The organism is Paenibacillus terricola (assembly GCF_014779765.1).
GTDB lineage: Bacteria > Bacillota > Bacilli > Paenibacillales > Paenibacillaceae > Paenibacillus_T > Paenibacillus_T terricola.
Genome location: NZ_JACXZA010000002.1, coordinates 199,084 through 211,651, shown reverse-complemented (window position 1 = coordinate 211,651; position 12,568 = coordinate 199,084). Strand labels below are relative to the sequence as shown.

Below are 12,568 nucleotides of genomic sequence, written 5' to 3'. Positions count from 1 at the left end.
GGTTCACCATATGCAGGGATTCGCTTGTTCATTCGGCCAAGCCTATCGAATTCCATCATTTCTAGAATGGCGTGTATGGCAATCCGACCGCTTGCGCTACTGCTTCATTCGTCACAGCGCCGTTATGAGTGTTAACCCCTTTGCGAAGCGCGGGGTCCTTCATTGCGGCAGCCATTCCTTTATCTGCAAGCGCACGAGCATAGGGCAGCGTTGCATTCGTCAGCGCCAGTGTAGAGGTACGTGGCACAGCTCCAGGAATATTCGCAACCGCATAATGGATAACATCATGCTTCACATAGATTGGATGCTCATGTGTCGTTGGACGATCTACAGTCGCAATGGATCCACCTTGGTCAACTGCTACATCCACGATGACCGAACCCTTCTTCATCGTCTTGACCATTTCTTCTGTTACGAGATGAGGCGCTCTTGCACCAGGGATAAGCACGGCACCGATCAGCAGATCCGCTTTGCGTACGGCAGATGCAATGTTCGGGGGATTCGATGCAAGCGTGCGAAGACGTCCGCCGAATATATCGTCCAGGTAACGCATACGTTCTGCGCTTTTCTCCAAGACGACAACGCTTGCGCCCATTCCGAGCGCGATTTTGGCCGCATTCGTCCCTACAATTCCTCCTCCAATAATAACGATATCTGCTGGAGGCACACCTGGTACACCCCCTAATAACACGCCACGGCCGCCGTAGAACGATTCTAGATACTGTGCTCCTAGTTGAACCGCCATCCGTCCTGCAACCTCGCTCATCGGAGTTAATAGCGGCAGACCGCCACTTGCAAGCTGAATCGTCTCATACGCAACTGCGCTGACTCCTGCACCAGCGAGCGCCTTCGCTAACTCTATCGCAGCCGCAAGATGCAGGTAAGTAAACAGCATCAACCCCTTGCGAAAATAACCATATTCTTCAGGGAGCGGCTCCTTCACCTTCATAATCATATCGGAGTTGCGCCATACATCTCCTGCATGAGCAGCAAGCTCAGCACCAGCCTCTGCATATTCGTCATCTGTAAATCCGCTGCCAACACCGACACCACGCTGCACCAGTACACGATGGCCACCAGCTTTCAGCTGCATGGCACCTGCCGGTGTTAATGCCACGCGAAATTCATTATTCTTAATTTCTTTCGGCACGCCGATTCGCATGCTCTCGTCCCCCTCTGCCGCAACAGCGGACTAATGCCCTATTCATAAAGTGCGTGTTCAAACAGTCCGGATTAGTGGACTTTTTGAACGACCTCATAATTTGTATTATGACAGCTGAGCCGCTGACAGTCCTACAACATACGATTCTCCTGCCGCAGTAAAAATATGTGCCGCAGCGGCCATACGCCGTGACTGAGCGCAGAGGTCTCCATACTATGACTGTAGCCGCAAACGAATGGAGTCCCATCCTGCACGGATCGAAGGAGAGACGATAACCTTGGCCCAACTGCATCTGGAAAAGCTATTCGGGCAATGTGTCCGAACTTCCGCCGCAAAACATACGTCGAGACACCTCATCGGCTTTCGAGGCAAAACCTCCTATAATCAACTGGTTCAATATTTGGAGCGCAAAGGCATCAAACCGATCAAAACGATCAAATCGAGTCGTGTCATTTGCTGTTATATGAATACACGGAGCTTAAAGAACAAAGCACGTATTACATCGCTTCCCGCCGGCATTAAATTTATCGAGAAGGATGCGCGCGTACGCACGCATGCACTTCCCGCCGGCCAGCGCAGCGGTGCGCGCAGACGAAATAACAGTGGAGCTGGCAATTGTCCTGACCACGCAACTTGGAACATCTGCCGCGTGCAAGCACCTGACGTCTGGGCGAAAACCGAAGGAGACGGAGTGCGCGTAGCCATCATTGACACAGGAATCGCCAAGCATGCTAATCTTGCTATTGCAGGCGGTATCAACACAACGAATAGCAAATCGTCTTATTACGACGATAACGGCCACGGCACACATGTCGCTGGCATTGTAGCAGCGACAGGCAAGGATGGTCTGCAGCCAGGCGTGGCTCCGAAAGCAAGCCTATATGCAATAAAAGCATTAGACCATGAAGGCCTTGGTTATATCTCCGATATCATTGAAGGCATTAACTGGTGCATCAACAACAAAATCCAAGTTATTAATATGAGCTTCGGTCTGCTGCCCGGCGAACAAAGTGCTGCCCTGCAAGAAGCGATTCAGAAGGCTTATAATAACGGAATCGTGTGCGTTGCTTCTGCTGGTAACAGCGGTACGAGCAATGGGCGAATCGATGAGCCTGCCAGCTTCTCGGAGACGATCTCGGTTGCGGCATCGAACCAGAAGGACGAGATCGCCTCGTATAGCAGTCGCGGCGAAGGCATCGACATTACAGCGCCAGGCACCAACATACGATCCCTCACACCAAACAGCGGTTATGTCGAGATGAGCGGCACTTCAATGTCCTGTCCTCACGTCGCTGGAGGTGCAGCGTTAGTGCTCGCTGCTGACAAATCCCTTACACCGGATCAGGTTTCCAAGAAGCTTAAGTCGTGGGCGAAAAATCTAAACGGTTACAATCAGCAAGCCCAAGGCTCTGGTATTATGCAGCTGGCAGGCATTGCGGCTGAATCGGGAGCCCAGCCTTCCGAGCCACTCGTCAATCGACGCAAGAAACGGCTCTTCCGGCCGCCATCTTCACGGCAGAAGACTCGCAATCGAACTAAGACTGCACAGGCTGTAAAACGTACGTCGACCTCTCTCGAGCGTCCAAGACGGACGCCAACACGGAAATCAGCGCCAGCCGCAGCCAGTCGATTCGTAAAAAAAGCCAAATAGTCCATGAGACGAAAAAACTTCCGCACAGCCTTGTGCGGAAGTCGTTGTCCATGGACTTTCATTGATTCAATCAGAGCGTGCGAGTTGACGGCACAGACTCAAGGCCCGCTGCTTCATTCTTCTCTTGGCATCGACGGCATACCCCTTGGAAATCAAGGCGATGATCGACGACGATAAAGCCGAACTCCTGCTCCAGACGCTCTTCCAGCGGTCCGAGCCAGTCGTCCATAATTTCATCCATCGTTCCGCATTGTACGCAGATCAGATGATGATGGTGGTGCTGATTGCTATCCGTTCGCAAATCATAACGTGCCACGCCGTCTCCGAAATTCATCTTCTCCACGACGTGCATCTCGCTCAGCAGTTCAAGCGTCCGATATACCGTTGCAAGGCCGATCTCCGGCGCTTTCTCTTTCACGAGCATGAATACATCTTCCGCACTTAGGTGATCTTCTTCATTCTCCAGCAGCACGCGAACGGTCGCCTCGCGCTGCGGGGTTAACTTGTAGCCCTGCGATTGCAGCTGCTGTTTAATTTTCTCGATCCGGGCTTCCATGGTTTTCCCCCTCGCACACGTATTGCGCCCATTTCCGGAACATTTGCTTTCATTATATGAGCTTTGCGCGAATAAAGTCAAACGATTTAAACCGCAGATCGACAAGACTAGCCCAGCATAGGTGCCGCCCAACGCATGAGAGCCGGCGAAATGTACGCTTCGACAAGCGCCGCCGCAGTTACAGCGACCAGCATAAGCCCAAGCATCGAGCAAAGAGAAGCAAATGCAGGAAGCAGCCTACCTTTGCTCTGAAGCAGACGGAAGCGAATGACATGCATGGCAAAAGAAATCGATGCCGCGCTGGCTATGACGATCGCTGGCACAACGATGACATTCGGCGGCGCAACAGACGCTAGCGAGAACACAAGCCCTTTCCATCCATGCTCGCTGACGACGGTACCAATCGCGAAGCCGACGAGCGAGCCCTTCAAGAAGTCGAGCGCCAGCACAAGCGGCAGTCCAACGACCGTCATGCCGAGCACGCCGATTAATCCGATCCATTTGGCATAAAAGAAAAACCGATCCCAGAACGTCTCCACTTCATTGGGAAACATGCCCGCTTCCATCATTCGAATAAATCGATCCAGATCACCCGACAAATTCTGCTGCTGCTCCAATGTCAATGAATGTACAGCTAAAGCGCCGAACACGACACCGACGGCGAACAGCACCCCGATGAATACATAGAGTGTAATGTTGTCAGCTGCACGGCGTTTCAAAATCGTCGAATTCACGAGGGCCACCCCTTGTCCAAATGCGTTTCATAGCTAATCTATGATTGGACAAGGGAGGATATGACGTGGCTCTAAGCTGTAATAATCGCTATTTCATACGTTAAATTGTTAAGATCGCTTAATGGTTGGTGTTACACTTCACCCGTCAACTTGTATAGACGCCAAGCATATACCGCAAGAACCGTCTTCGCATCGCTAATCCGGCCTTCCTCTATATATCGCAGTGCTTCTTCCAGCGTTATCGCTTCTACACTCAAGTATTCATCCTCATCCAGGTTCATAGCGCCCTTCTCCAGCCCTTCAGCAAGATACAGATACAGCTTCTCATCCGCAAAGCCTGGCGAGGTATAGAAAGCGCTGATCGGTCGAAGCGATGCAGCGCGGTAACCCGTCTCTTCTTCGAGCTCCCGTCCTGCACATACGATTGGATCTTCACCTGGATCCAGCTTGCCTGCCGGGATTTCAACCTGAAACTTCTCCATCGGCTTCCGGTATTGTTCAACAACGAGCATGCGATCCTCATGCAGAGCGAGAACCGCTGCTGCGCCTGGATGACGTACGATCTCGCGTGTTGCCGTCTTCCCATCAGGCAGTTCAATCGTATCGACCTGCAGCGAAATGATTTTCCCTTGGAAAATAGGTTCGGTATGAATCGTTTTCTCCTGCCAGCTATCCAATTTCTCCTGTGTCATCTTTCTATCTCCCTTCATCATGAGGGCTTGTCATACGACAGCCCCGAACGGCATATGCTTCATTATACCAAATCGGCCCAGGCGAAAGCAGAGTGACTTTGAACTCCGTTCAAAGATCCTGATGTCACGTTCAAAGATCCTGATGTAGCAGCAGAGTGACTTTGAACTCCGTTCAAAGATCCTGATGTAAGGAGCGGTATTCATGAAAGCATACTATGCGCAAGAAAGCGTCAGATTGGTCGGCAAAGGATGGGAAATCCGCCGCCAGTTGAAAGAAATTTCTGTCCGCAGCCGTGAATCCGCAAGCGCTCCTTCGATGCTTGTCGATTATTTGCATCGCCGCAGTCCGAAACGTTAATGTTTCTTATGATAAAAAGGGCAGCAGGAACGGTGAATCCGTCCTCGCTGCCCTTCTTCCTATTGTTAAGCTCGTGCCGTCTTGTTAAGCTCGTGCCGTCGATTGACGGATAATCTCAACGACCAATTCCGCAACCTTCGCCAGGTCGTCTGCTTTAATTTGTTCCTTCGTCGTATGAATATGCTCGTAGCCGACTGCGAGGTTAACAGTGGGAACACCCAATCCGTTAAAAATATTCGCGTCACTGCCGCCTCCGGAATGGAACGTGCGCGGCGTAAGGCCAAGCGACTGGATTGCGGCCTTGGCAAGCTCAACCACTTCATCCCCGTCGCCGTACATGAACGCTGGATAAATAATGTCGCTCTCAAACTCTGCACGAGCGCCGAATTCCGCTGCTGCCGATTCAACCGCTTCGCGCATCGCAGTTACTTGCTTATCCAGCTTATGCTGTACGATGCTGCGTGCTTCTGCATCAAGCTTCACATAATCGCACACAATGTTCGTTGCGCCGCCGCCTTCGAAACGGCCGATATTGGCCGTTGTCTCTTCGTCGATCCGGCCGAGCGGCATACGCGCAACCGCCTTGGAAGCGACTTGGATCGCACTGATGCCATCCTCTGGATTGACGCCGGCGTGAGCCGATTTGCCGTGCAGCTTAATCGTTACTTTCGCCTGCGTAGGCGCTGCAACAGCAATGTCGCCAATCTCGCCATTGGAATCAAGCGCGAATCCAAGCTTCGCCCGAAGCTTGGAGCCATCCATCGCCCGTGCGCCGAGAAGACCGGATTCCTCGCCTACCGTAATGACGAATTGAATCTCGCCATGCGGAATTTGCTGCTCCTTAAGCACACGAATCGCTTCAAACATAGCTGCAAGCCCGGCTTTATCATCCGCGCCGAGAATCGTCGTACCGTCGGAGCGAATATATCCGTCATCATCCAGGCGCGGCTTAATGCCGTTGCCTGGCGTTACCGTATCCATATGGGAGGTGAACAGTATTACCGGCGCACTTGAGTCGCCAGAAGGAGCCAAGGTAGCAAATAAGTTGTTCGCGCCATGTCCCGTCTTCGCTGCCGCATCATCTTCTTCGAGCGACAAGCCAAGCGCAGCGAATTTTTGCTTCAAAACAACACTAATCTGTCCTTCGTTTCTCGTCTCGCTGTCCACTTGGACAAGCTCCATAAACTCCTGAATGATCCGCTCGCGCCCAATCATCCCAATCCCTCCGCTTCTTCATTCCAAATTATTCATGAATCGTGCATTTCTCTTGCTGTGAAGACGTGAATTTGTCCTACTATCTATGATAGGATATAGAGACAAGAGGTTCAACCTTGAGCCATGTCATGGGAAGGAGAGTGCCCGGATGTTCAGCAGTCGTGTAGTCAAAATCGTAGTCTGGATCATGCTCGCCGCGATGCTCCTGTCGGTCGTCGTCTCTGGCATAAGCTTCTTGCTCTAACGCTAGAGAAGCGCTCCCTCCGGGAGCTTGAAGCCGAATTGGCGGCAGAAATGCGGCAGAAGCTCCGCCGCCGCCCGTTCAGGCGTCATCGCCTCGCCTGTCAAATCCTCGAACGATGTAACCCCGTACTGCGAGATTCCGCAAGGGATAATGCCTTGGAAGCCTTCCCCACCGATTCCAGCCTTCAGATTAAGCGCAAAACCGTGGCTCGTCACAAATCCGCGGCGCGTGCGTGCACGATTAAACTTCACTCCGATCGCCGCGATTTTCAAATCGCCAACCCATACGCCGGTATATTCCGATTTGCGACCGCCAACAATTCCGTAACCAGCTAACCACTCTATAATAGCCTGCTCCAAGCTGCGAAGATAACCGTGCAAGTCCAAGTTCTCCGCATCCAGATAAATAAGCGGGTAGCCGACTAGCTGTCCAGGCCCATGATACGTAATGTCCCCGCCTCTGTCGATTTCAAACACGGAGATTCCGCGTTCCTTCAATTCCGCTTCATCAAGCAGCAGATGTTCACGGTGCAGATCCGTGCCCAGCGTATACGTAGGCGGATGCTGAAGAAGGAGCAGCGTCTCGCGCCGCTCCTCCTTGTCGATCTCTTTCACGTAAGCTTTCTGCAGCTCCCATGCTTCCGCATAGCCGATGAGCGGGATGTAGCGCGCATCTAGCTCGCGCAACTGTTGTTCATTCATCCCCATCTTGGTTGCCTCATTTCGTATAACCGGAAACGAATTCCGGATTAATAAAGCTTCGTATCGAGCGAGAAGCTCTCCAAGTTTTCTTTGACACGCTGTAAGAAACGTCCGCAGATAACGCCATCAAGAATACGATGATCGAGCGACAAGCACATATTCGCCATTGAACGAACGCCGATCATATCGTTAATGACAACTGGACGTTTGACGATCGATTCGAACGTCAGGTTGACGGCTTGCGGATAAACGATCGTCGGATACGACAATATCGATCCGAACGAACCGGTATTGTTGACGGTCAGCGTACCGCCGCTCATATCAGCGAGCGTCAGCTTGCCTTCGCGGCCACGGCGTGCCAGATCATCGATCTCATGGGCGATGCCAGCGATATTTTTCTGATCGGCATTCTTGATGACCGGTGTTGCGACCGAATCCTCTGTGCCAACTGCAAGCGAAATGTTGATATCGCGCTTGACGATAATTTTGTCCGTAGCCCATGTCGAGTTGATAATCGGATAGTCCTTCACCGCGTTGACAACTGCCTTCAGCACGAATGCGAGATACGTCAGGTTCACGCCTTCACGCTTCTTGAACTCATCCTTCAGCTTATTGCGAAGCTGAACGAGATTCGTCACATCAACCTCAATCATCATCCAAGCATGCGGAATTTCCGTTACGCTCTGCTTCACATTACGCGCGATCGCATTGCGGATCGGCGTAATATCAATGAAGTACTCACCGCGGCCTGGAATTTCGGATTCTACCTCGATCTGAGGGATACGAGGCGTCTCGGAGAGGTGAAGCCCCGTTGTACGCAATGGCGCCTTCTCCGTCTTCGTTGTTGCATCCTTAACTGCTTCAGCTGCAACTGTCGCTTTCGGCTGCCCGGAAGCCGCGTACGCCAATACGTCTTTACGCGTTACGCGCCCGCCAAGTCCTGTACCGCGAACAAGCTGAAGATCTACACCTTGCTCCGCTGCAATTCGCTGAACAGCTGGTGAATAACGTCCGCGCATGTCGCCTTCTGCAGGAATATCCTGCTCGTTATCTTCAGATGATTGCGAACTTGCAGTTGATACAGCTGATGATGAAGGAGCAGATACGGATGCACCAGCTGTATCATCAATCGCCTCAATGACACAGATCGGTGCGCCTACTGGTACATCTTCGCCATCTTTAGCGAGGATTGATACCAGTCTGCCTTCTACAGTAGAAGGAATTTCTGCGTTTACTTTATTCGTGATGACTTCACAGATCGGTTCGTACATGCTGATCATATCGCCCGGCTGCTTGAGCCACCGATCAATAGTAGCCGATACTAGCGATTCCGCCAGCTTCGGCATGACGATTTCCGTCAACGTCTTCATGCCAATTCGTCTCCCATCGGGCCCGCTGCCCATATTGTTAATAGTGCGGGTTCAAAATGTCAAAAAAGGACTGGTTGAACAACCTCTAATAGATAGCTAACTGCCGCATGGCGTCTTTTACCTTGGTCTTGTTCAACATGAAGAACTTCTCGCCCGGCGGGTTGATCGGCATTGCAGGCACGTCTGGTCCGCACACACGCATGATCGGTGCATCAAGCTCGTACAGCAGTTCTTCCGCGATGATCGCAGCAACTTCCGCACCGATACCGCCCGTCTTATTATCCTCGTGCACAATCATAACCTTACCTGTACGACGAACAGCTTCTAAGATTGCTTCCTTATCGAGCGGCTGCAGCGTACGAAGATCAAGAATATGAGCGCTGATGCCTTCTTCCTCTTGCAGCTCTTCTGCGGCTTCAAGAGCGAAGTGCAGCGGCAGGCTGTAAGAGATGACCGTAATATCATCGCCTTCACGTAGTACATTCGCTTTGCCGATCTCAACCGTATAGTCGGTATCCGGCACGTCGCCTGTAATAAGCGTGTAGCATTTTTTATTTTCAAAGAAAAGGACAGGGTCTGGATCACGAACAGCTGCCTTGAGCAAGCCCTTCGCATCATAAGGCGTGAATGGCGCAACGATCTTCAAGCCTGGCGTTCCGAAGAACACCGATTCCGGACATTGCGAATGGTACAAGCCGCCGAAGATACCGCCGCCGATAGGTGCACGAATAACAACAGGACAGCTCCAATCATTATTGGAACGGTAACGAATCTTCGCCGCTTCACTAATGATCTGATTGGTGGCAGGGAACATGAAATCCGAATACTGCATCTCTGCAATCGGCTTCATGCCGTACATAGCCGCGCCAATCGCAACACCTGCAATCGCAGATTCCGACAACGGTGTATCCATCACTCGCTGTTCGCCGAACTGCTGCTGCAATCCTTTGGTCGTCGTAAACACGCCGCCTTTCAGACCAACGTCTTCGCCGAGGACGAACACGTTCTCATCCCGCTCCAACTCTTCTCGCATAGCGAGACGCAGCGCTTCGATATACTCCATAACTGCCATCTATGCGCGCCCCCCTTCCGAATCTCCGTCATATACGTGCAGCAAGGTGCTTTCCGGTGTTGGGAATGGCGCCTTATCCCCGTAGCTTGTCGCATCATCTATAATGACTTTAAGATCTGCATTTAATTGAACATCCTGCTCTTCAGACCAAATGCCAGCATCGATTAAGTACTGCTTATATTTAGGAATACCGTCCTTCGCACGGTTCTCGTCCACTTCTTCCTTCGACCGGTAGGCAAGGTCATTATCAGAAGTTGAATGTGGAGACAGACGGTACATCATCGCTTCAATTAGAGTAGGACCTTCGCCCCGCAGCGCACGCTCACGCGCTTCCTTCACGACACGGTATACTTCGAGCGGATCATTGCCATCCACTCGGACGCCCGGGAAGCCATAACCAGCCGCACGATCGACGATACGTCCACCGATCTGCTTATGAATCGGTACCGAGATTGCATATTGGTTATTCTCACACATAATAATAACCGGCAGTTTATGTACACCGGCAAAATTGCAGCCTTCATGGAAATCGCCTTGATTGCTCGAGCCTTCGCCGAATGTTACGAAGCTGACGAACTGCTCGCCTTTCATCTTCGCTGCAAGCGCGATACCAACAGCATGCGGCACCTGCGTCGTTACTGGGCTAGAGCCTGTTACGATCCGAAGGCGCTTGTGGCCGAAGTGACCTGGCATTTGGCGTCCGCCGCTATTCGGGTCCTCTGCCTTCGCGAATACGGAGAGCATCAGCTCGCGCACCGTCATGCCTACACTAAGGACTAATCCATAGTCGCGGTAATACGGAAGAAAATAATCAACGTTTCGGTCAAGCGCGAAGCCTGCCGCTACTTGAGCTGCTTCTTGTCCAATGCCTGAGACGTGGAAATTAATTTTGCCAGCGCGCTGCAGGAGCAGTACGCGTTCGTCGAATCTGCGTGCAAGCAGCATCGTACGATACATTTCAATCGCTTGGTCATCTGTCAGGCCTATTTCATGATGGCGCGACATACGAGGTTTGGATTCCATCTCGTTCATGCAGCTACCCCTCCCTAGCGCTCTTACAGAACGCGTTGCTTTATCAAATATGTAACCGTTTATGTTGGTTTTAAAACCAGGTACTAATACTAGATCATATACATTATAACCGTTCTTCTGCAAAAAGGGAAACGGCTTGCATCACATGCATCGCCGTTCCCTTCGTCATCTCTGAGTTATAAATTTAGAACGCTGTCGACAAGCCATCCAGCGCAAGCATCGCCTCTCCAAGCGCCTCCGACAGCGTCGGATGCGGATGAATCGATTGCCCGATTTCCCATGGGGTTGCATCGAGCAGCTGGGCCAATGTGGCTTCAGCGATAAGGTCCGTTGCATGCAGACCAATAATGTGGACGCCAACGATATCATTCGTGTCCGCATCTGCAATCACCTTCACGAAACCTTCTGTTTCACCGGCAACGATCGCCTTGCCGATTGCTCCGAATGGCAGCTTCGCCGTCTTCGTCTGAATGCCTTTGTCCTTCGCCTGACGTTCCGTATAACCGACAGATGCAATCTCCGGACGAGAGTAAACGCAACGAGGAATACGATGAGCTGCAACCGTCTCCGGTTTGCCGCCATTCGAATGATCGACAGCAGCGAGCCCTTCATGAGCGGCAGCATGCGCAAGCTGAACACCGCCGATGACATCGCCAATCGCATAGATATGTCGTTCATTCGTTTGGTACTGCGCATTCGTCAAGATAAATCCGTTATTGTCTGTACGGATATCGGTATTCTCAAGACCGAGACCTTCCGTATTCGGAACACGGCCAACGCTGACCAGCATGCATGCAGCTGTCAGTTGAACATCGCCGTCTGTACCTCCTGCTGTAATGTTCACACCGTTATCGCTGCCTGCATATGTATTCGGTTGAACGGAAGCACTCGTTAGAATGCGGATACCGCGCTTACGGAATAACCGCGTCACTTCACGCGAAATATCTTCGTCTTCCGTCGGCAGAATACGCTCCGCCGCTTCTACGATTGTCACTTCCACACCAAAGTCGTTCAACAGCGACGCCCATTCGACACCGATGACTCCGCCGCCTACGATTAGAATCGATGTTGGCAGCTGTTCCAACGCAAGTGCATCATCACTTGTCAGAATTAGCTTCCCGTCAGCTTCAAGGCCTGGAATTTGACGCGGACGCGAACCTGTCGCAATAATAAGATGCTTCGAAACAACCGATTCCATCTCACCATCTGCAAGCTCAACCGCAACTGTTCCCGCACGCGGCGAGAAAATGGAAGGACCGATGATGCGTCCTTTGCCTTTGACAATCGTAATGCCATGCTTCGCCATTAATGATTGCAGGCCGCCGTGCAGCTGCTCAACCGTCTGCTCCTTCCGATCTTGAACGCGACCGAAGTTCACACTAACCGCATTCTCTTGTACTTCAATGCCATATGTACTTGCTTTCAACAGCGTCGCATATACCTCTGCGCTGCGAAGCAGTGATTTGCTAGGTATGCAGCCCTTATGAAGGCAAGTGCCTCCGAGCTTGTCCATTTCGATAATGGCCGTCCGTTTGCCAAGCTGAGCAGCGCGAATCGCCGCCGTATATCCGCCTGGGCCGCCGCCGAGTACGGCTACATCTACTTCAATTGCCATCTACCTTAACACCCTCTCCTGATTACCCGGTCTGCCGGTCTATGCATCTATTGTACAATTTTTCTTCAAAGAATACATACTTCAATCCCAAAATAGACAGTAGAAACGTGTTCATGTATGATTATTATGGAACTTAGCAGCATCTACATAATGAGAGGACAAGTAA

General features: G+C 51.6%; 13 protein-coding genes. 3 read left to right on the top strand and 10 right to left on the bottom strand.

Features of this window, described 5'->3' with window-relative positions:
- Nucleotides 1-61: 61 nt before the first annotated feature.
- On the bottom strand, nt 62-1,162 hold the full coding sequence (gene ald / locus H8B09_RS08210) for an alanine dehydrogenase (protein ID WP_191203031.1): 1,101 nt from the start codon (nt 1,160-1,162) through the stop codon (nt 62-64).
- Nucleotides 1,163-1,439: 277 nt separating this feature from the next.
- Here ald and H8B09_RS08205 point away from each other — a divergent pair, with 277 nt between their 5' ends.
- Nucleotides 1,440-2,813, top strand: a complete 1,374-nt coding sequence (locus tag H8B09_RS08205; protein ID WP_224753408.1) for a S8 family peptidase — start codon at nt 1,440-1,442, stop codon at nt 2,811-2,813.
- A 70-nt stretch (nt 2,814-2,883) separates the two neighbouring features.
- On the opposite strand, the gene fur is transcribed toward H8B09_RS08205, so the two are convergent.
- The 3 genes from fur to H8B09_RS08190 form a co-directional block, all read right to left on the bottom strand.
- Nucleotides 2,884-3,369 carry a ferric iron uptake transcriptional regulator gene (gene fur / locus H8B09_RS08200; protein ID WP_191203029.1) on the bottom strand — a complete coding sequence of 162 codons (486 nt, stop codon included), beginning with the start codon at nt 3,367-3,369 and terminating at the stop codon, nt 2,884-2,886.
- Nucleotides 3,370-3,476: 107 nt separating this feature from the next.
- Nucleotides 3,477-4,103: a stage II sporulation protein M gene (spoIIM, locus tag H8B09_RS08195; protein WP_191203028.1), complete on the bottom strand. Its 627-nt coding sequence runs from the start codon at nt 4,101-4,103 to the stop codon at nt 3,477-3,479.
- A 131-nt stretch (nt 4,104-4,234) separates the two neighbouring features.
- Nucleotides 4,235-4,795, bottom strand: a complete 561-nt coding sequence (locus H8B09_RS08190) for an NUDIX domain-containing protein (protein ID WP_318152561.1) — start codon at nt 4,793-4,795, stop codon at nt 4,235-4,237.
- A 202-nt stretch (nt 4,796-4,997) separates the two neighbouring features.
- On the opposite strand from H8B09_RS08190, the gene mciZ reads away from it, so the two are divergent.
- Nucleotides 4,998-5,153 carry a Z-ring formation inhibitor MciZ gene (gene mciZ / locus H8B09_RS08185; protein ID WP_191203027.1) on the top strand — a complete coding sequence of 52 codons (156 nt, stop codon included), beginning with the start codon at nt 4,998-5,000 and terminating at the stop codon, nt 5,151-5,153.
- Between the two features lie 84 nt (nt 5,154-5,237).
- On the opposite strand, the gene H8B09_RS08180 is transcribed toward mciZ, so the two are convergent.
- Entirely contained in the window at nt 5,238-6,368 is a 1,131-nt protein-coding gene (locus H8B09_RS08180; RefSeq protein WP_191203026.1) for a M20/M25/M40 family metallo-hydrolase, read from the bottom strand.
- Nucleotides 6,369-6,516: 148 nt separating this feature from the next.
- Here H8B09_RS08180 and prli42 point away from each other — a divergent pair, with 148 nt between their 5' ends.
- Nucleotides 6,517-6,612, top strand: a complete 96-nt coding sequence (gene prli42, locus H8B09_RS08175) for a stressosome-associated protein Prli42 (RefSeq protein ID WP_191203025.1) — start codon at nt 6,517-6,519, stop codon at nt 6,610-6,612.
- A gap of 2 nt (nt 6,613-6,614) precedes the next feature.
- Here the strand turns inward: prli42 and lipB are convergent, their stop codons facing one another.
- The 5 genes from lipB to lpdA form a co-directional block, all read right to left on the bottom strand.
- Nucleotides 6,615-7,313: a lipoyl(octanoyl) transferase LipB gene (lipB, locus tag H8B09_RS08170; RefSeq protein ID WP_191203763.1), complete on the bottom strand. Its 699-nt coding sequence runs from the start codon at nt 7,311-7,313 to the stop codon at nt 6,615-6,617.
- Nucleotides 7,314-7,360: 47 nt separating this feature from the next.
- The gene (locus H8B09_RS08165; RefSeq protein ID WP_191203024.1) at nt 7,361-8,683 is read right to left on the bottom strand and encodes a dihydrolipoamide acetyltransferase family protein; all 1,323 of its coding nucleotides are present in this window, start codon (nt 8,681-8,683) and stop codon (nt 7,361-7,363) included.
- A gap of 85 nt (nt 8,684-8,768) precedes the next feature.
- Entirely contained in the window at nt 8,769-9,755 is a 987-nt protein-coding gene (locus H8B09_RS08160) for an alpha-ketoacid dehydrogenase subunit beta (RefSeq protein WP_191203023.1), read from the bottom strand.
- Nucleotides 9,756-10,787: a thiamine pyrophosphate-dependent dehydrogenase E1 component subunit alpha gene (locus H8B09_RS08155; RefSeq protein ID WP_191203022.1), complete on the bottom strand. Its 1,032-nt coding sequence runs from the start codon at nt 10,785-10,787 to the stop codon at nt 9,756-9,758. It abuts the gene before it with no gap.
- A gap of 184 nt (nt 10,788-10,971) precedes the next feature.
- The gene (gene lpdA / locus H8B09_RS08150; protein ID WP_191203021.1) at nt 10,972-12,402 is read right to left on the bottom strand and encodes a dihydrolipoyl dehydrogenase; all 1,431 of its coding nucleotides are present in this window, start codon (nt 12,400-12,402) and stop codon (nt 10,972-10,974) included.
- Between the last annotated feature and the right edge of the window lie 166 nt (nt 12,403-12,568).